17 protein-coding genes and 1 tRNA gene are annotated in these 18,501 nt (G+C 50.7%); 12 read left to right on the forward strand and 6 right to left on the reverse strand.

The genetic code is table 11. From position 1 onward, the window contains the following. Positions 1-9: 9 nt before the first annotated feature. Positions 10-85: transfer RNA gene (locus FH968_RS21385), tRNA-Asn, on the reverse strand. A 473-nt stretch (positions 86-558) separates the two neighbouring features. On the opposite strand from FH968_RS21385, the gene FH968_RS21390 reads away from it, so the two are divergent. From FH968_RS21390 to FH968_RS21420, 7 genes are all read left to right on the forward strand, one after another. After that, positions 559-1,680: a branched-chain amino acid ABC transporter substrate-binding protein gene (locus tag FH968_RS21390; protein WP_139883151.1), complete on the forward strand. Its 1,122-nt coding sequence runs from the start codon at positions 559-561 to the stop codon at positions 1,678-1,680. A gap of 99 nt (positions 1,681-1,779) precedes the next feature. Then, positions 1,780-2,694 carry a branched-chain amino acid ABC transporter permease LivH gene (locus FH968_RS21395; protein ID WP_139883201.1) on the forward strand — a complete coding sequence of 305 codons (915 nt, stop codon included), beginning with the start codon at positions 1,780-1,782 and terminating at the stop codon, positions 2,692-2,694. Between the two features lie 11 nt (positions 2,695-2,705). Further along, positions 2,706-3,998 (forward strand): high-affinity branched-chain amino acid ABC transporter permease LivM, encoded by a 1,293-nt coding sequence (livM, locus tag FH968_RS21400; protein ID WP_139883153.1) that lies wholly within the window; start codon positions 2,706-2,708, stop codon positions 3,996-3,998. Beyond that, positions 3,995-4,870: an ABC transporter ATP-binding protein gene (locus tag FH968_RS21405; RefSeq protein ID WP_139883156.1), complete on the forward strand. Its 876-nt coding sequence runs from the start codon at positions 3,995-3,997 to the stop codon at positions 4,868-4,870. Before livM ends, FH968_RS21405 begins: the two co-directional genes overlap by 4 nt. Then, positions 4,867-5,583 carry an ABC transporter ATP-binding protein gene (locus FH968_RS21410; RefSeq protein WP_139883159.1) on the forward strand — a complete coding sequence of 239 codons (717 nt, stop codon included), beginning with the start codon at positions 4,867-4,869 and terminating at the stop codon, positions 5,581-5,583. Before FH968_RS21405 ends, FH968_RS21410 begins: the two co-directional genes overlap by 4 nt. Before the next feature lie 159 nt (positions 5,584-5,742). Beyond that, entirely contained in the window at positions 5,743-7,176 is a 1,434-nt protein-coding gene (locus FH968_RS21415; RefSeq protein ID WP_139883161.1) for an EmmdR/YeeO family multidrug/toxin efflux MATE transporter, read from the forward strand. A gap of 239 nt (positions 7,177-7,415) precedes the next feature. After that, complete coding sequence (locus tag FH968_RS21420) at positions 7,416-8,969, forward strand: AbgT family transporter (RefSeq protein ID WP_223271361.1); 1,554 nt, start codon at positions 7,416-7,418, stop codon at positions 8,967-8,969. A 51-nt stretch (positions 8,970-9,020) separates the two neighbouring features. On the opposite strand, the gene FH968_RS21425 is transcribed toward FH968_RS21420, so the two are convergent. Beyond that, on the reverse strand, positions 9,021-9,932 hold the full coding sequence (locus tag FH968_RS21425) for a LysR family transcriptional regulator (RefSeq protein WP_139883164.1): 912 nt from the start codon (positions 9,930-9,932) through the stop codon (positions 9,021-9,023). A 111-nt stretch (positions 9,933-10,043) separates the two neighbouring features. Between FH968_RS21425 and FH968_RS21430 the strand changes: the two genes are divergently transcribed. Genes FH968_RS21430 through FH968_RS21440 form a run of 3 tightly spaced genes read left to right on the forward strand, consistent with a single transcriptional unit; the run spans position 10,044 to position 12,048 of the window. After that, a complete protein-coding gene (locus tag FH968_RS21430) occupies positions 10,044-11,051 on the forward strand; it encodes a zinc-binding alcohol dehydrogenase family protein (protein WP_139883166.1) in 1,008 nt (335 codons plus the stop codon). A gap of 38 nt (positions 11,052-11,089) precedes the next feature. After that, positions 11,090-11,743, forward strand: a complete 654-nt coding sequence (nfsB, locus tag FH968_RS21435) for an oxygen-insensitive NAD(P)H nitroreductase (protein ID WP_139883168.1) — start codon at positions 11,090-11,092, stop codon at positions 11,741-11,743. A 2-nt stretch (positions 11,744-11,745) separates the two neighbouring features. Then, on the forward strand, positions 11,746-12,048 hold the full coding sequence (locus tag FH968_RS21440) for a putative quinol monooxygenase (protein WP_139883170.1): 303 nt from the start codon (positions 11,746-11,748) through the stop codon (positions 12,046-12,048). Positions 12,049-12,102: 54 nt separating this feature from the next. On the opposite strand, the gene FH968_RS21445 is transcribed toward FH968_RS21440, so the two are convergent. After that, positions 12,103-13,002 (reverse strand): LysR family transcriptional regulator, encoded by a 900-nt coding sequence (locus FH968_RS21445; RefSeq protein WP_139883207.1) that lies wholly within the window; start codon positions 13,000-13,002, stop codon positions 12,103-12,105. Positions 13,003-13,109: 107 nt separating this feature from the next. On the opposite strand from FH968_RS21445, the gene FH968_RS21450 reads away from it, so the two are divergent. Together FH968_RS21450 and FH968_RS21455 are read left to right on the forward strand one after the other, a co-directional pair. Next, a complete protein-coding gene (locus FH968_RS21450) occupies positions 13,110-14,486 on the forward strand; it encodes an MFS transporter (protein WP_139883172.1) in 1,377 nt (458 codons plus the stop codon). A gap of 2 nt (positions 14,487-14,488) precedes the next feature. After that, positions 14,489-14,866, forward strand: coding sequence for a DUF4440 domain-containing protein (locus FH968_RS21455; RefSeq protein ID WP_139883174.1), 378 nt, complete (start codon positions 14,489-14,491; stop codon positions 14,864-14,866). 8 nt (positions 14,867-14,874) lie between these two features. Here the strand turns inward: FH968_RS21455 and FH968_RS21460 are convergent, their stop codons facing one another. From FH968_RS21460 to FH968_RS21470, 3 genes are read right to left on the reverse strand one after another with little or no spacing between them, the layout of a single operon-like run. Next, positions 14,875-15,570 (reverse strand): ABC transporter ATP-binding protein, encoded by a 696-nt coding sequence (locus tag FH968_RS21460; protein WP_139883176.1) that lies wholly within the window; start codon positions 15,568-15,570, stop codon positions 14,875-14,877. Between the two features lie 11 nt (positions 15,571-15,581). Beyond that, positions 15,582-17,270, reverse strand: coding sequence for an iron ABC transporter permease (locus tag FH968_RS21465; RefSeq protein WP_139883178.1), 1,689 nt, complete (start codon positions 17,268-17,270; stop codon positions 15,582-15,584). Beyond that, positions 17,254-18,291: an extracellular solute-binding protein gene (locus FH968_RS21470; protein ID WP_139883180.1), complete on the reverse strand. Its 1,038-nt coding sequence runs from the start codon at positions 18,289-18,291 to the stop codon at positions 17,254-17,256. Before FH968_RS21470 ends, FH968_RS21465 begins: the two co-directional genes overlap by 17 nt. Between the last annotated feature and the right edge of the window lie 210 nt (positions 18,292-18,501).

Below are 18,501 nucleotides of genomic sequence, written 5' to 3' on the forward strand. Positions count from 1 at the left end.
TTTCGAATTTGGCTCCTCTGACTGGACTCGAACCAGTGACATACGGATTAACAGTCCGCCGTTCTACCGACTGAACTACAGAGGAATTGTGTAACGGGGCGCATATTAACGATTAGCGGGAGGCATGTCAAAGGGTTAGCGAAAAAGTTTTTTATTTGTTCTTTTTATAGTCAACTTGTTGAGTATTAAGACAAATACAACCCCTTAGCACCTGGTGAGCTATTTTGGTGCAAAACTGCATAAATCGTGACCACTGCATGACTTACGGGCTTTAATGTTAATCAGATGTGATCCCCGCTGTAATTTCATCGCGTTGTGCCGAGCCGCTTAAAACGGCGCTCTATACTCAAAACTCAAATATGTCTAAACATAAGCAATGGGGGCCAATTCTGGCAGCTATTTTGCTTATTGTTCATAGTCATGAAAAACCGTAAGGATACCCGCCGTAAACCACAGGATTTTGTCTGGATTGGTGCATTTTGTTCGCGTTTTGCTTGTGAATGGCTCTTAAACCGTTGTGCATAAAACCTCTTTGCTTCTTTGCTAAGGAACATACAAATGTCGCTGAAATTTATCAGAAGTCCTCTTTCTCTTGTGTTGGCAGGTTGTCTGGTTACGGCGTTTTCCGCCCATGCCGATATTGTGATTGGTGTCGCCGGGCCGTTCACTGGGCCAAATGCAACTTATGGTGATCAATACTGGCATGGGGCGACTCAAGCCGCTGAAGACATTAACGCCGCAGGTGGCATCAACGGCGAAAAAATTAAACTGGTGCAAGGCGATGATGCTTGTGAACCAAAACAGGCGGTTTCCGTCGCTAACCGTTTGGTTGACCAGGATAAAGTCAAAGCCGTGGTCGGGCACTTTTGTTCTTCATCTACGATGCCTGCCTCAGAGGTTTATAACGACGCGGGCATTCTCGCCATTACCCCAGGGTCGACCAATCCGCTTATTACCGAACGTGGCATGAACGATATGTTCCGCATGTGCGGGCGTGATGACCAGCAAGGGCTGGTCGCCAGCGATTACATTATTGATAAGCTAAAAGCCAAACGTGTGGTCATCATTCACGACAAAGACACTTACGGCCAGGGACTTGCTGATGCGACCAAAGCGGCGCTGGCGAAACGGGGTGTGAACGATGTGATGTACGAAGGTTTATCGCGTGGTGAAAAAGACTTTAACGCGCTGGTCACCAAAATTGGTGCGCAAAAACCAGATGTGGTGTTCTTCGGTGGTTGCCACCCGGAAGCCGGGCCGCTGGTACGCCAGATGCGTGAGCAGGGTGTACAAGCCAAATTCTTCTCGGGTGATTGCATCGTCAATGAAGAGATGGTGACGGCAGCAGGTGGCCCGCAATACACCAACGGTATTTACATGACCTTCGGTAAAGATCCCCGTTTGATCCCGGAAGGCAAAGCGGTAATCGATAAATTCCGCGCCGGTAAATTTGAACCTGAAGGTTACACCCTCTATTCCTATGCTTCCATACAAGCCATTGCTGCGGCATTTAAAGCCACTGGCGGTACTGATTCGACTAAGGCCAGCGCCTGGTTGAAAGCGAACCCGGTCGATACCGTGATGGGCAAAAAATCCTGGGATAGCAAAGGCGACCTGAAAGTCTCTGACTATGTGGTTTATCAGTGGGATGACAAAGGCAAATACAAAGAAGTCCAGTAACGGGACGCAGTCACGCTCAACGTCGGTATGTTCCGGCATACCGACGCTCTATAAACAACAGGCTGGCATGCCCTGCCTATAACACAAGAGCGCGCGATGATGGATGCATTCTTCCTGCAACAGTTGATAAATGGCTTAACGCTAGGTTCCGTCTACGGGTTGATAGCCATCGGCTACACCATGGTTTACGGCATTATTGGCATGATTAACTTCGCACACGGCGAAGTGTATATGATTTCCGCCTATCTCTGCGCCATCGGCCTGGCGCTGCTGTCGTTCTTCGGTTTGCACTCATTTCCTTTGCTCATTCTCGGCACGTTGGTGTTCACCATCGTCGTGACGGGCGTGTACGGCTGGACTATCGAGCGCATCGCTTATAAACCGCTGCGCAATTCCACACGTTTAGCTCCGCTGATCTCTGCAATCGGTATGTCGTTAATCCTGCAAAACTACGCACAAATCAGCCAGGGTCCGCGCCAGCAGGGTATTCCAACCATGCTGGATGGCGTATTCCGTTTTCATATTGGCGAAGGCTTTGTACAAATCACCTACACCAAAGTGTTTATTTTGATTGCCGCGTTTGCTGGCATGTTTCTGCTTACGTGGATTATCGGTAATACCCGCTTAGGACGCATGTGCCGTGCCGTGCAACAGGACAGAAAAATGGCCTCGATTCTGGGTATTAATACCGACCGCGTTATTTCACTGGTGTTTGTAATTGGTGCGGCAATGGCGGGGCTTGCGGGCGTATTAATCACGATGAACTACGGCACTTTCGATTTTTACGCCGGTTTTATTATCGGCATTAAAGCGTTTACCGCAGCGGTGCTGGGCGGGATTGGTTCGTTACCCGGTGCGATGTTGGGCGGTTTGATTCTTGGCATTGCTGAGGCGCAATTTTCGGGCATGGTCAATTCTGATTACAAAGATGTGTTCTCGTTTGGATTACTGGTGGTGATCCTCATTTTCCGTCCTCAGGGGCTGCTTGGCCGTCCGATCGTTGCCAAAGTGTGAGGGAGCAAAACATGACATCAGAAACAGTTTTGCACGAAGGTTTTTCACTCAAACGCTGTGTGCTGGATGCGATATTCGCCGGTCTGGTCGCATTGATTGTGTTTGGCCCAATAGTGGGCGTGGTGCTGGATGGCTACAGTTTTAACTTCGAAGGTCAGCGCCTGATAGCGATAATCGTCGTGGTGATGATTGGGCGTTTTTTGTTGAGCGCTTTTTTATCTACATCAACCGGCATACGGTTTTTAAGCCGTTTTGAAACGGATAACTCAGGTGTTTATGTGCGTCCGCCAAACTACAAAAGCCGTATGCGCTGGATTATTCCGCTGGTGTTGCTGCTTGCCATTTGCTTCCCGTTTGTGGCGACGAAATACGTGCTGACGGTAGCGATTCTCGGGCTGATTTACGTGTTACTCGGTCTGGGGCTCAATATTGTGGTTGGCCTCGCGGGGTTGTTGGATTTGGGATACGTCGCCTTTTATGCCATTGGCGCTTACGGCCTTGCTCTGGGGTATCATTACCTCGGACTCGGTTTCTGGTCGATGCTGCCGCTATCGGCGCTGATGGCCGCCGCCGCAGGCGCATTGCTCGGCTTTCCTGTTTTGCGTATGCACGGTGATTATCTGGCGATTGTGACACTTGGATTTGGGGAAATCATCCGCCTGGTGCTCAACAACTGGCTGACATTCACTGGCGGCCCGAACGGGATTTCAGCACCACCTCCCACGCTGTTTGGTCTTGAATTTGGACGGCGAGCCAAAGAACAAGGTGGTGTGCCATTTCATGAGTTTTTCCATCTTACCTATAACCCCAATCTAAAGTTTATTGTTATCTACACCATTCTGGTGCTGGTGGTATTGCTGGTGCTGTATATCAAACACCGCCTGACGCGGATGCCGATTGGCCGTGCCTGGGAAGCATTACGCGAAGATGAAATCGCCTGCCGCTCAATGGGGCTCAATCATGTTCTGGTCAAACTCTCAGCCTTTACGCTTGGCGCATCCACTGCGGGTATTGCAGGCGTGTTTTTCGCCACTTATCAGGGGTTCGTCAACCCGACTTCATTCACCTTCTTTGAGTCTGCGTTAATTCTCGCCATCGTCGTGTTGGGTGGAATGGGCTCGACAGTCGGCGTGGTGCTGGCAGCGTTTGTGTTAACAGTGACACCAGAACTGCTGCGCAGCTTTGCGGAATATCGCGTCTTGCTGTTTGGCATGTTGATGGTGGTGATGATGATTTGGCGGCCACGTGGGTTGATTCGCATTAACCGCAGCGGCTTTGCGGTGCGTAAAGGAGTCGCACCATGAGCGAAATGATTTTGAACGTCGAGCATTTGATGATGCATTTTGGCGGGATTAAAGCGCTGAACGACGTCAACCTTGAGGTGCGACGCGGGTCTATTACCGCACTTATCGGTCCTAACGGTGCGGGGAAAACCACGGTATTTAACTGCCTGACGGGGTTTTATAAAGCGTCCGGCGGCAATATTCTTTTCAATACGCGTGATAAAACCACCAACGTGATTCAGATCCTCGGGCAGAAATTCCAGCCTGGTGACTGGATAAATCCGCCGCGCCTTGGGCAACGTCTGTTTTACAAAATGTTTGGCGGCACGCATCTGGTGAACCGTGCCGGGCTTGCCCGCACGTTCCAGAATATCCGCTTATTCAGGGAGATGTCGGTGGTGGAAAATTTGCTGGTGGCGCAGCACATGCAAGTGAATCGCAATTTGCTCGCCGGGGTACTCAATACTCCTGCTTACCGGCATGCGGAAAGCCGTGCGTTGGACAGGGCGTTTTACTGGCTGGAAGTTGTGGATCTGGTGGATTGTGCCAACCGGTTGGCGGGCGAGATGTCATATGGGCAACAGCGGCGGCTGGAAATTGCTCGTGCTATGTGTACCGCGCCGGAAATGATCTGCCTTGATGAACCAGCCGCTGGCCTTAACCCCGTTGAAACGCGCACACTCAGTAAGATAATCCGCTTTCTACGCGATCATCACGACATCACTGTTTTACTGATTGAACATGATATGGGCATGGTGATGGAGATATCCGATCACATTATTGTCCTCGACCACGGCGATGTGATTGCGCAGGGAAAACCTGAACAAATTCAACACGACGAAAAAGTGATTGCCGCCTATCTGGGCACCGACGAAGACGAGGTCAGTGTATGAGTGAGGCGATGCTGGAGTTTCGCAACGTAGATGTTTTTTATGGCGTGATTCAGGCGCTAAAACAGGTGTCATTGCAGGTCAATGAAGGGGAAACAGTGGCGCTGATTGGCGCGAACGGGGCAGGGAAATCAACGTTATTAATGTCGATTTTCGGCCAGCCGCGTATTCGCAGCGGGCAAATCCTGTTCCGTGGCGACGACATCAGCCATAAATCGACGCATTTCGTCGCCGCAGGCGGCATTGCGCAAGCGCCAGAAGGGCGACGCATTTTCCCGGATATGACAGTTGAAGAAAACTTGCTGATGGGCACCATTCCCATCGGTAACCAATATGCCACACAAGATTTGCAGACCATGTTCGATTTGTTCCCACGTTTAAAAGAACGCCGCAAACAGCGGGCGATGACCATGTCCGGTGGTGAGCAGCAAATGCTGGCGATTGCCCGTGCGTTGATGAGCCGCCCAAAACTGTTGTTGCTTGATGAACCGAGTCTGGGGCTCGCCCCAATTGTGGTGAAACAAATCTTCCAGACGCTACGAGAGCTTGCGAGAAATGGCATGACGATTTTTCTGGTTGAGCAAAATGCGCACCATGCCTTGAAGCTGTCCGACCGTGGTTATGTGATGGCTAACGGGCAAATTCGCCTGAGCGGCAGCGGCGAAGAGTTGTTAGGGAATCAGGAGGTACGTAAAGCGTATTTAGGCGGGGTGTAGGTAAATTCGTAGGTCGGATTCGCGCCGCGACATCCGACATGAATGTAAAATTCAAAACAGTTGTTACGAATTGTGCCCTATACAAAAAACTCTTTGCAGGATAACGATTTGTAAATCATTATTTGAAATGTGGTTTCACTTTCCTCCCCAAGGTCAATCTTGAACTTAAAAGCAGCACTTCATCAGCGCGTGGCTAACACACGCTGGTACGCCAAACGAAAAAGCTATCGAGTCCTTTTCTGGCGCGAAATTACACCCCTTGCGGTGCCTATCTTCATGGAAAACACCTGCGTTTTACTGATGGGGGTGTTGAGTACCTTTCTGGTGAGTTGGCTGGGAAAAGAAGCAATGGCGGGCGTTGGCCTGGCCGATAGTTTCAACATGGTGATCATGGCGTTTTTTGCGGCGGTGGATCTCGGTACGACCGTTGTGGTGGCCTTTAGTCTTGGTAAGCGTGACCCAAAACGTGCGCGTGATGCGGCGCGCCAGTCGCTGATCCTGATGACAATTATCGCCATTGGGCTGGCGGCGGGTATTCATCTGGCGGGCGAACACGTCATTAACGTGATTGCCGGTGCCGCAACACCAGAAGTAAAGGGGCTCGCACTCTCATATTTGCAAACCACGGTCTGGAGTTACCCGGCGGCAGCGATTGCGCTAATTAGCAGCGGGGCGTTACGCGGGGCAGGGAATACTAAAATCCCGTTGCTGATTAACGGTGGGATGAACATTCTCAACATCATTATTAGTAGCGTGCTGATTTACGGCGCATTGGGCTGGAACGGAATGGGTTTTGTTGGTGCAGGCCTGGGACTGACCATTTCGCGTTACATCGGTGCTATAGGCTTTATTTATGGGCTGGTGATTGGATTTAACCCTGCGCTGCGCATCTCACTTAAAAGCTATTTCCGGCCGATCAAAATTGGCATTTTGTGGGAAGTTCTGGGGATTGGTATCCCGGCAAGTATTGAATCGGTGCTGTTTAACGCTGGTAAATTGCTTACGCAAATGTTTGTTGCTGGTATGGGCACCAACGTCATTGCCGGTAACTTTATTGCCTTCTCGATTGCAGCGTTAATAAATTTGCCAGGCAACGCACTCGGTTCGGCTTCCACCATTATTGTGGGTAAGCGTTTGGGCAAAGGGCAAATTGGCCAGGCTGAAAGGCAGTTGCGCCATGTTTTTTGGCTCTCCACCATTATGTTAACCATGATTGCCTGGGGAACAGCACCTTTTGCCGGACTAATGGCCTCGTTCTACACCCAAGAAGATGATGTGAAAGAGGTCGTCAAAATACTTATCTGGTTGAATGCTGCGTTTATGCCTATTTGGGCTGCGTCATGGGTATTACCTGCGGGGCTAAAAGGGGCGCGAGATGCCCGCTTTGCGATGTGGGTTTCCATGGCGAGCATGTGGGGCTGTCGCGTAGTCGCAGGCTACACGTTAGGCATTGTGCTGGGAATGGGTGTGGTAGGCGTTTGGATGGGAATGTTCTTCGACTGGACCGTGCGCGGCGTTCTGTTCTATTGGCGAATGGTCAGCGGGCGTTGGCTTAAAAAATATCCTCGCCCTAAAAAAGAGCCGCTTTCATAGCGTGCAAAGATCGAATGCCGTAATAGCGATTTAGGGATGTTTCTGCCATTTTTTATTCTGCTGTATGACTGCTTTATCAGCTTCTTGTATGGCTATTATTCAAAATATTGATATCTATCACTCTGCAATGTCTCGTTTTTACTAGTAACGTAAAGTTAGTAGCCGTTAAATATTCTAAAATGTTATTAATTGCCGCGAGCAATGACTTTTATGAATATAACGGATGAGCAGAGGTAGTAATGAGTACAACGACAAGGAACACGGAAGGTCGTCTGATGACAGGTTTTCTCAACGCTGTTGAGAAAGCTGGGAATAAATTACCCGAACCCGCTTTAATATTTTTCTATTTTTTACTGGTTGTGATGGCGATGTCTGCGGTGCTTTCCACTGTTGATTTTGATGTCGTGAATCCTGTGACTAATGAAGCAGTTAAGATTAATAACTTGCTTTCAGCACAGGCAATAACAGTTACTATTTCCTCAATGGTGACGACGTTTACCAGTTTTGCCCCACTGGGTATCGTTTTGGTTGCGATGCTGGGTGTTGGCGTGGCAGAAACATCAGGCTTCATTAACACCGGTCTGAAAAAAATGCTGCGTGTGACGCCGAAGAAACTGCTGACCCCAATGATTATTTTCGTTGCGATGTTCAGCCACGTCGCAGCGGACGCGGGCTACGTTCTGGTTATTCCACTGGGTGCGATAATCTTTATGTCTGCCGGACGCCACCCGCTGGCGGGTATTGCAGCAGCATTTGCTGGGGTATCTGGTGGTTTTGCGGCAAACATGGTGCCAACCGGTAACGATGCGTTATTGCAAGGTTTTACGCAGACGGCTGCCCAGCTTCTCGATAACACCTATACCGTAAACACGTTGTGTAACCTGTTCTTTGGCATCGGTTCTACGGTGATGATTACGCTGGTTGGTTGGTGGGTGACTGAGCGCATTGTTGAGCCACGCGTTTCAAAACTGGAAATCGACGGGGATTATCAACATAACGAAGATATGAGCCAGTACAGCGCTAAAGAAAGCCGTGGTTTTAAAGTGGCGGGCCTGGTGATGATTCTGGGGCTGGCGGGTCTGGCAGCTCTGGCATGGCCGGAAACGTCGCTGCTGCGTAGCCCTGTTGATGGCTCGCTTACCAGCTATGGCGCGCCGATCATGAAATCCATCGTGCCATTGATTTTCTTGATCTTCATCATTCCTGGCATCGTCTACGGTTTTGTCGCCGGAACCTTTAAAAGCGGTAAAGATGTTATCAATGCGATGAATGAATCCATGAGCAAAATGGGTTCATACATGGTGATGGCATTCTTCTGCGCCATGTTCATCAAAGCTTTTGGTGATTCCAATATTGGTACACTGATTGCGCTGGCGGGTGCAGATGTTCTGAAAACCATGGCGCTTCCGGGCGAAGCAACCATCATTGGTATGATTTTGTTGACCGCTGTGGTGAACATTCTGATTGGTTCTGCGTCTGCAAAATGGGCGCTGTTATCACCGATTATGGTGCCAATGCTGATGGCAGTTGGGATTTCCCCTGAGCTTACGCAGGCTGCGTTCCGTATTGGTGATTCCACTACCAACATTATTACGCCGCTGATGGTGTTCTTCCCGCTGGTGGTGGTGTATTGCCAACGCTATGTGAAATCGACCGGTGTCGGCACATTGGTGTCGATGATGATGCCTTACTCGGTTATTTTCTTTATCTGCTGGAGCATCTTCCTGCTGGTGTGGTGGGCGGTGGGTCTGCCGTTGGGCGTTAACGCTCCGTACACCTATCCCATTGGGTAATTGTTTTATCAACCGGCCACTTTCGTGGCCGGTTTTCATTTATATCGGGAATTAGACCGGTAATAAATTTTGCAGAGCATCACAACGCTGTTTTACCGCCTGATGTAACAACCGTACTGTGGTTGAAAGCTGTTTGCGATGTGGGCAGATCATATTAAGCGGAACATGATCCCCTTGATACTGTGGCAGAATAATCTTCAAGCGGCCTTCGTTTACATCCCCGCTGACATCCAGCCAGGATTTAAAAGCAATCCCTTCACCTGCAATGGCTAACCGGCGAATCACTTCAGCATCGTCACTCATCATTGCGCTTTTAACTGCCACATGATGCACATCACCATTCATTTCCAGCGGCCATTTATCGAAAACTCGCCCGCGAATCACATAAGTCAGTGCGTTATGTTGCAGCAGTTCACTGATAGTTTCTGGCTCACCAAAACGCTCAAGATATGACGGTGAGGCTACAACAACGCGTCGATTATGGGGCGCGAGCGGTAGCGCCACGTACGACGCGTCGTCGTTATTACCGTAACGAAAGGCGACATCCACCGGATCTTTGAAGACATCAGTGATTTGATCGGAGAAGAGGATTTTTAAATGTAGCGCCGGGTGTTCGCGGCGAAATGCCTGAAACACGCCCAGCAACATATTGCGCCCGAGGTCTGAAGGCACCGCGATTTGCAGCACGCCACGCACTGCGTCAGTCACCGGCTGAATTTGCTCGAATCCGGCTTCCAACGTTTGCAGTGCATTAACGGCATATGGCAGCCAGGTTTCACCTTCCGGCGTGAGTCTCAGGCTACGAGTAGAACGGGCAAATAGACGGATATTCAGCGTTTGCTCAAGGCGTTTAATGGCGGTGCTGACCTGTGCGGGCTGCAATCCTGCTTCGCGTGCGGTGTCGCTAAAACTGTTTAAGGCGGCAGCCCTGACAAACAAGGTAAGGTCTTCCAACCTAAGCATTTTAACTCTCCGAGTATAAGTGTTGTTTTCTATGACCTGGTTTTCGCCGTCATGATTCCTTGTACCATGAGTTCATTCACTCGATGAACCCTTTAATGTCTGGAGCAGCAGATGAAAGCTATCGCTATTACACAAGCCACGCAGGTGGGTACCAATCTGGAATTTCTGAACGAGATGACTTTACCGACACCTGTCGCCTCAGGCCATGATTTGCTGGTCGAAGTGAAAGCCATTTCTGTTAACCCGGTAGATACCAAAGTTCGTGCGGGTTTTAACGCCGAGCAACCGCGAGTTTTGGGTTGGGATGCTGTTGGTGTTGTGGTGGCGGTGGGGGAGTCTGTAACGCTGTTTAAGCCAGGTGATGAAGTTTGGTATGCCGGTTCTTTAACGCGCCCCGGTAGCAATAGTGAATACCAGTTGGTAGATGAGCGCATTGTGGCATTGAAACCAAAATCCATTGATAACGCTTCTGCCGCAGCATTGCCTTTAACGGCGATTACCGCCTGGGAAATGTTATTTGACCGCTTGGGTGTGGCTGAAAACGGCAACAAAAATGATGTGCTGTTGATTGTCGGTGCGGCGGGAGGCGTGGGCTCTGTTCTGACTCAGTTAGCACGCAAGCTGACCAATATCACCGTTATCGGCACTGCTTCACGTCCACAAAGCCAGAAGTGGGTGTCTGATTTAGGTGCGCACCACATTATCGACCATAGCAAACCGTTGGCTGAAGAACTGCAGCGTATTGGCGTGAAGAATGTGACTCATGTCGCCAGCCTGAATCATACCGAACAGCATTATACGCAGTTAATTGAAGCGCTGGTTCCGCAAGGGAAACTGGCGCTGATTGACGATCCGGAAACGCTTGATGCGCGTCCACTGAAAGTAAAAAGCATTTCGCTGCACTGGGAGTTTATGTTCACCCGTTCAATGTTTGAAACCAGCGACATGATTGAGCAGAACCGTTTGTTAACTCGTGTGGCGACGTTGATTGACCAGGGTGTGCTTCAATCCACGTTGGGTGAGCATTTCGGCACCATAAATGCAGCAAACCTGCGTCGCGCCCACGAATTAATTGAAACCAACCGTGCGGTGGGTAAAATCGTGCTCGAAGGTTTCTAATTACATAAAAATTATAGCAAATTTATTACGGGGGAATTATGGACATTATTCAATCAGCAGCATCACGCTATTCCACAAAAGCGTTTGATGCGAGCAAAAAAATTAGCTACGACGATATCGAAAAAGTAAAAAATTTGCTGCGTCTGAGCCCGTCGAGCACCAACTCGCAGCCGTGGCATTTTATTCTGGCAAGCACTGACGAAGCGAAAGCGCGTATCGCCAAAGCGACTTCTGGTTTCTACGTGTTTAACGAACGCAAAGTGCTTGATGCCTCACACGTTGTGGTGTTCTGTGCGAAAACCAGCATTGATGAGACACATCTGTCCGCATTGCTGAACAAAGAAAACGCGGATGGCCGTTTTGCCAGCCAGCAGGCGATGGAAGGGCAGCATAAAGGTCGTTCCTATTTCGTGAATATGCACCGCTTTGATTTGAAAGATGCTCAGCATTGGATGGAAAAGCAGGTTTATCTCAACGTTGGGAATTTCCTGCTGGGTGTTTCAGCATTGAATATTGACGCTGTGCCAATCGAAGGCTTTGATGCACGCATTCTGGACGAAGAGTTTGGCCTGCGCGAAAAAGGTTTCACCAGCCTGGTTATCGTGCCGATCGGCTATCGCAGTGTGGAAGACTTCAACGCCGCACTACCTAAGTCGCGCCTGGAGTTCAGCGAAATCTTAACGGAGTGCTGAGCATGTCTGATAACACGCTGTCGATTATCGCGGTGTTAAAAGCGAAAGAAGGGAAACGTGAGGCTCTAAAATCTGCGCTGCAGTTGCTGATTTCACCGACTCGCCAGGAAGAAGGTTGCCTGGATTATGCCTTGTTCCAGCTTGAGGACTCCCCGGATTTGTTTTACATGCGTGAGTCCTGGAAAGGGCAGGAAGCGCTAGATGCACACGTTGCACTGCCGCATTTTCAGGTTTTTGTGCAGCAGATGGATGCGTTGTTGGCTGAGCCATTACAGCTAATTCGTTTGAATGCGGTTGAACCGTAAGTCCTGAACTGTTTTTACAAGAGGCCGTCCACAGCACTTGTGGCGGCCTTTTTTCTATCTTTTCGTACAACCAACCCAGGCTTGAAAGAAATCAATAAATACCCGTACTTTCTCCGGGACATGGCGAGTATTGGGGTAGAGGGCATAAATGCTCTGACGAGGAAACTGATAGTGACTCAGCAACACCTGAAGTTCGCCGGCGGTAATTGCCGGGCGTACCAGCCACTCGGGCAAGAGTGCAACGCCTGCACCTTCAAGGGCAAAGGCGAGCAACGCGGCTGCGCTATCTGCAACGATCGCCGGTGGTTTTTCCACATCAAACAATATTGCCTGGTGTTCTGGGGTCGTCACTTGCCAGCTAAGGGGCGAACTCAATCGGCTGTGTGCAAGCCATGTTGCTTGCGCCAACTGAGCCAGGTTTTCTACCGGGTGTTTTGCCAGATAAGCCGGGGTGGCAACGGGCAAAATAGCGAAGCTATCTATAGGCGCTGCGCGATGATTTGAATCCGCAAGATGGCCGAGGCGGATTGCGATATCGAATCGCTCCGCTATTAAATCCGCATGATATGAAGAAGAAACGTGTTGGATGCGCAATTGCGGATGCTCAAGTGAAAACGCAGCAAGTGCAGGCACGACCACTTGTGAGCCATATTCCGGCGTACTGGTTATGCGTAATACGCCGCTCAACCCCTGGTGATCCCGCTGCACATCATCGAGCAGGTTTTGAGCTTCTTCAAGCAGATGCTGGCAACGGGGATAAAAACGCTCTCCTGCATCTGTGAGCGAAAGCCGCCGGGTGCTGCGCACCAGGAGCGACACGCCAGATTCCGCCTCAAGCTGCTTGATGTTAAAACTCACTACCGCCTTGCTCAGGCCCAGCAAGCTTGCGGCTGTGGTAAAACTACCGGCCTCCACTACTGCGACAAAAATAGTTAATCGTTGTAGATTCAGCACCATTAGTCTCATCACTGTCAAAAATATTTTGACAGTGTAACGCCCGCCAGGTGATTTATCTCAATCTTTCGCGCCGCTACACTCCTTCGCCTCTAACCGGAGGTCTTATGCGTTATCGCACCAAAGTTACCATTGTTTATCTGCTGGGTTTTTTCGTTGATTTGATCAACATGTTTATTGCAAACGTTGCGTACCCAGCCATTGGGCACGGGCTTGGTGCTTCAGTCAGCGAGCTTTCCTGGGTAAGCAATGCTTACATTCTGGGGCTGACGCTGGTTATTCCTCTCAGTGCCTGGCTTGCGCAGCGCCTGGGTGGGCGCGCAGTCTTGCTTATTTCGCTGAGTTCATTTTTGCTGGCGACATTTGGCGCGGGCACGGCGCAATCTATCGGGCAGCTGATTGGCTGGCGGTTGTTACAGGGTATGGGCGGTGGGTTGTTGATCCCGGTTGGGCAGACGTTGACCTACCCGCTTTATGGTCGTCATGAACGTGCGGCATTATCGGCGGCGATAATGTTAGTAGGGCTGCTGGCCCCAGCGCTGTCGCCTGCGATTGGCGGCGTGATAGTCGATTCGCTCAGTTGGCGCTGGGTGTTCTTCGCAAATTTGCCGCTTGCTTTCATCGCGCTGCTGCTTGCGGCGGCCTGGCTACAAAAAGAACCACGCACGACTCAACCGGCAACGTTGGACTTCATTGGGCTGGCTAGTGGTTGTGGGGCGCTGATGCTGACTTTACTCGGGTTCACGATGCTTGCTCAAAGCGGTCAGATGTTATCTGGCATCGTGTTGCTTGTGTGCGCCATGGTGCTGTTTACGGGGTTTGTTCGCCACAGTCTGCGTCATCCGCAGCCATTGATTAATCTCCGCCTGGTGAAGGATCCGTTATTACGTAACGCCATGATGATTTATCAGTGTATTCCGGGGATGTTTATAGGTGTCAGCCTTATCGCTATGCTCTGGCTGCAAAATCTGCTTAACCTGAGTGCGACGCGAGTCGGCAGCCTGATGGTGCCCTGGTCCATTGCCTCGTTGCTGGCGATAATGTTCACCGGAAAACAGTTCAACCGTGTTGGCCCACGCCCCATTCTGATAACAGGTTGCCTGCTGCAAGGCCTTGGCATTCTGGTGTTGGCTCAAATCCATAGCGCGAATCAATACCCGCTACTGCTGGCGGCCTTCGCGATGATGGGGTTCGGTGGCAGCTTGTGTAGCAGCACCGCGCAAAGTTGTGCCTTTTTACAGGTTGCAGATGACCAACTCGGCCAGGCAAGCGCACTATGGAACATTAACCGCCAACTGAGTTTCTGCGTGGGTATCGCGTTATTAAGCTTGCTGCTTAATACACTGCTGGAAAAGCTGCCTCCCACAACGGCTTATCAGTGGTGCTTTTATCTGGCAGCGACCAGCACATTATTTCCTGCGTTGCTTTGTCTGCGCATCGCTAACGGCGCCATTTTGCGTCAACTCAATGCTCAAAAGGAGTGAAGATGAATCACTATATTCAGGAAGTTATTGATGCTCATGTTGCAATCGAAAATTGGCTTGGCAAGGGAGAAGGAGATTTACAGGCGCTACAGGCTCGCTTTGCGCCTGAATTTACCATGGTCACGCCAGGTGGCAAAACACTGAACGTTGACTCACTAAGTGCATTTTTTCTGGCACAGCGAGCAGCAAAACCTGGATTGAACATTTCACTGGGCGAGATAACGGTGATTGCCGAATGGCCTGCTGGTGCAGTGGTCAGCTATAGCGAATGGCAGAGTTTGCCGGAGCAAGAAAACTCACAGCGCTATTCCACCGTCATATTCAGCAAGACAGGTTCTGATCTGCTCTGGTTACGCTTGCATGAAACCGCAGCAGCTTAAGCTTTAAGTTAACTTTCAGTTTGTTCAGCGCGAGGATGCTGACTCGCGCAATACTCACCTTGTTGCACATAACCGATATGGTCGGCCATTAACTGGGCTTCGTGTTCGCTGTGTGTTACCAGCAGTGCTGTTTGGCCCGCGTCCCGCAGAATATCACGCACTTCGGTGCCAAGGCGTTCGCGGGTTTGCTTATCAAGACTTGAGAAGGGTTCATCAAGCAGCAGGATCCCAGGATTGGGTGCCAGTGCTCGCGCCAGCGCAATGCGCTGTTGTTGCCCACCGGAAAGCTCGTGTGGGTAACGGCTGGCATGACTTTGTAACTCCACCATTTGCAGCAGCTCCGCCACCCTGGCGTGTTGCTGTTCACGGGGAAGTCGACGCAGGCCAAACGCCACATTTTGCTGGGCAGTCAAATGTGGAAATAATGCATATTCCTGAAACACCATGCCGACATGGCGCTTTTCCGGTGGCAGATGAACCTCTGGCCCTGCGACACGTCGCTGTGACACATAAATCTCACCGCTTTGCAGCCGTTCAAAACCTGCGACCGCACGCAATACGGTAGTTTTCCCACAGCCCGATGCGCCCAACAAGCAGGCGAGTTCGCCCTTGCGCACAGACATAGAAAACCCGTTCAGAACGGATTGCTGGCTGTTGCTATAAGCAACGTGAACATCCTGAAGGTGTAACGCAACCTCTGACATAAATTTTTCCTCTAACCCTGGCGAGTCATTTGGTGGCGCACCAGTAAAATAACCGGCAACGTGCCCGCGAGAACAATCATCAAGGCGGCGATGGCCCCTTCTTCGTAGGTTCCGCGTGCAGCCTCGGCATAAAGTAGTGTTGCCAGTGTCTCAAAATTGACCGGGCGCAAAAGCAGGGTAGTCGGCAGCTCTTTCATTGCATCAGCAAAAACCAATAAAGCACTGCTGACCAGCGCCGGACGAAGCAACGGCAGATGAATACGCGCAAAGGTGCCAGTGCCATTTTCGCCCAGCAAACGCGAAGCTTGTTCAAGGGAAGGTGGAATACGGCTAAGGCCGGAATCCAGTGCACCGATGGCGATGGCCTGAAAACGTATCGCGCAGCAGATAACCAACAAGATACCGGCTGACATCAGCGGAAGACCACGAATATCCATCAGATCTGCAAGCCATCTGTCCACTGCCATAGCCGGTGTAAGAAAGCCAATCGCCAGAATGGTGCCCGGAACAGCATAGCCTAAAGAGGCAAGGCGCATCACGGCACGACGAAACCCTGACATTGCGTTGTCGGCAGCGCTGTGGCGCGCGCTCCACGCCACCAATAAACTGACACAAACCACCACTAATGTGGTTCCTGCAGCCAGCGATAGCGTATTTTGCAAGGCCGATAATAACGATGGAGAAAGCGCATTTTCCTCACCCAAACGTTTTGCGCTTTCCCATGCCAGAAATGCCACAGGTGCTAAAAATCCCAGGATTACTGGCAGTGCGATAACCGAGCCAAGTAACCATCCGCGCCAACCGTGCACTCGCGTAGGCTGAATTTTACGCAGGCTGCGGCTGCTGAACCCCTGTTTTTTGCGGCCATAAAATTCCATCGTCAGGATGCAGAAAATAAACATCAGCATCATGCAGGCAATTTGCGCGGCGGCAGCGAGATCTGAGCGAGAAATCCAGGTGGTGTAGACCGTGACGGTGAGGGTTTGTACGCCGAGAAACTCAGATGCGCCAATATCGTTGAGCGTTTCCAGAAGCGCCAGGCTGATGCCCACCGCCAGCGCCGGGCGAGCCATGGGTAATGCAACGCGCAAGAACGTACCCGCAGCGCTGCAACCCAGTGTTCGTGCAGCCTCCAGCAAATGCGCCGGCTGGCTGATGAACATGGCGCGGGTCGTCAGGTAGACATAAGGATAAAGCACCAGACCAAGCAGAATGATTGCGCCAGGCAGCCCGCGTAAATCAGGAAGACGAAACTGGCGTGGGCTATCATAACCGAGCACAAAGCGAATGAAGGTTTGCAGCGGGCCAATCGGATGTAATAAATCCAGCCACGCGAATGCCACGATGTAAGTCGGCATTGCCAGCGGTAATAGCAGTGCCCAACTGAGGATTTTTCGCCCGGGGAAATCCCATGCGGTGACGGCCCATGCGCTACCAACCCCAATCACACCCACGATGACGGCAACGCCTGCAAGTAGCAGCACGGTATTTTTCAGCACTGATGGCAGGACAAACTTCATGAGATTGTCCCAGTGCGAGAAATCAGCCTGTGTTGCCTGCCAGATAAGCGCAACGACAGGCGTCAGAACACCAAGCGCAATACATAATGCGCCAAGATGGAGCGGTGTTAATAATGATTGCGGCCCGGAAAACAGGCCGCGTAACGTCGGAAGACGAAGTGATTTATTGATCGAATCCAACTTTATCTACCAGCAGGCTCGCTTGTTTGCGGTGTTTAACAATCTCGGTTAATGGAACGCTGTCGACGTCAATTTCACCGATAGTGGCACTGATGACAGGATCAATCGTGACACCTTTGAGTACCGGATATTCAAAGTTCGCTTTCGCATAGAGCTGCTGCGCAGGTGCAGAAACCAGATATTCCATCAGTTTTACGGCATCAGCTTTATTCGGTGCATAGCGGGCTACTGCGGCACCACTGATGTTTACGTGTGTGCCACCTTTTTCGAAGGTTGGCTTCACAACTTTAATGGCATCGCCCCATTTACGGGCATCGCTACCTTCTTTGGCATTTTTCATATGACCGATGTAGTAGGAGTTCGCCAGGCCAATATCACAAATGCCACCGAGGATATCGCGTGCAACGTCACGGTCACCACCGGTCGCTTTACGTGCCAGATTGGCTTTTACGCCACGTAACCACTCTTCAGTTTTCGCTTCACCGTGGTGAGCAATCATCGCGGCAATCAATGCGGTGTTATACGGGTGCTGGCCGGAGCGGATACACACTTTCCCTTTGTATTCCGGGTTGGAAAGTTGTTCGTAATGCCAGTTATCAATCGGCAGTGATTTATCGGCGTAAAGCACGCGAGCGCGCATAGAAAGCGCAAACCACTGATTATCTTCACCGCGTAGGTTTGCCGGGATAGCTTTTGTGAGCGTTTCTGACTGCACGGGTTGTGTGACGCCTGCTTCAACTAAATCGATAAGGTTGCCTGCATCTACAGTCATCAGCAGGTCAGCAGGGGAATTTTTACCTTCCGCTTTCACACGCTCGAGCATGCCATCCTTGATGTAAACCGTATTCACTTTGACACCACTGGATTGTGTCCAGGTATCCAGCAATGGCTGAATCAGTCCCGGTTCACGAGTGGTGTAGAGAGTCAGAGGATCTTGTGCGAAAGCCGGTAGGCTTACGGATAAAACCACAGCTGATGCAAGCGTGATACGGCGCAGTCCAGTGCGAGGCAGAGCATTCATCGTTTTATATCCCAGAGTGATTGGAACGTCTTTGAGTCCCGAACAAGAGAGGCCTCCATCGGGTCGGCGAACGATAAATGATAATCACTAGCAGTTACAAGGATTGCCAGGTGTAAATGAATCACATTTACACATCTTTAATCAGGGGCGTGAGTTGAAGCAAATAAGTCCAAAAAAACGGCAGAAGCGGGAAGTTAGTGAGGCGCAGAA

This window comes from Buttiauxella sp. B2 (assembly GCF_006376615.1).
Classification (GTDB): Bacteria; Pseudomonadota; Gammaproteobacteria; order Enterobacterales; family Enterobacteriaceae; genus Buttiauxella.

Excerpts from the sequence above, each read along its gene's own strand:
- FH968_RS21390 (WP_139883151.1), top strand. The coding sequence starts at position 559 with ATGTCGCTGAAATTTATCAGAAGTCCTCTTTCTCTTGTGTTGGCAGGT.
- FH968_RS21395 (WP_139883201.1), top strand. The coding sequence starts at position 1,780 with ATGGATGCATTCTTCCTGCAACAGTTGATAAATGGCTTAACGCTAGGT.
- livM (WP_139883153.1), top strand. The coding sequence starts at position 2,706 with ATGACATCAGAAACAGTTTTGCACGAAGGTTTTTCACTCAAACGCTGT.
- FH968_RS21405 (WP_139883156.1), top strand. The coding sequence starts at position 3,995 with ATGAGCGAAATGATTTTGAACGTCGAGCATTTGATGATGCATTTTGGC.
- FH968_RS21410 (WP_139883159.1), top strand. The coding sequence starts at position 4,867 with ATGAGTGAGGCGATGCTGGAGTTTCGCAACGTAGATGTTTTTTATGGC.
- FH968_RS21420 (WP_223271361.1), top strand. The coding sequence starts at position 7,416 with ATGAGTACAACGACAAGGAACACGGAAGGTCGTCTGATGACAGGTTTT.
- FH968_RS21425 (WP_139883164.1), bottom strand. The coding sequence starts at position 9,932 with ATGCTTAGGTTGGAAGACCTTACCTTGTTTGTCAGGGCTGCCGCCTTA.
- FH968_RS21430 (WP_139883166.1), top strand. The coding sequence starts at position 10,044 with ATGAAAGCTATCGCTATTACACAAGCCACGCAGGTGGGTACCAATCTG.
- nfsB (WP_139883168.1), top strand. The coding sequence starts at position 11,090 with ATGGACATTATTCAATCAGCAGCATCACGCTATTCCACAAAAGCGTTT.
- FH968_RS21440 (WP_139883170.1), top strand. The coding sequence starts at position 11,746 with ATGTCTGATAACACGCTGTCGATTATCGCGGTGTTAAAAGCGAAAGAA.
- FH968_RS21450 (WP_139883172.1), top strand. The coding sequence starts at position 13,110 with ATGCGTTATCGCACCAAAGTTACCATTGTTTATCTGCTGGGTTTTTTC.
- FH968_RS21455 (WP_139883174.1), top strand. The coding sequence starts at position 14,489 with ATGAATCACTATATTCAGGAAGTTATTGATGCTCATGTTGCAATCGAA.
- FH968_RS21460 (WP_139883176.1), bottom strand. The coding sequence starts at position 15,570 with ATGTCAGAGGTTGCGTTACACCTTCAGGATGTTCACGTTGCTTATAGC.
- FH968_RS21470 (WP_139883180.1), bottom strand. The coding sequence starts at position 18,291 with ATGAATGCTCTGCCTCGCACTGGACTGCGCCGTATCACGCTTGCATCA.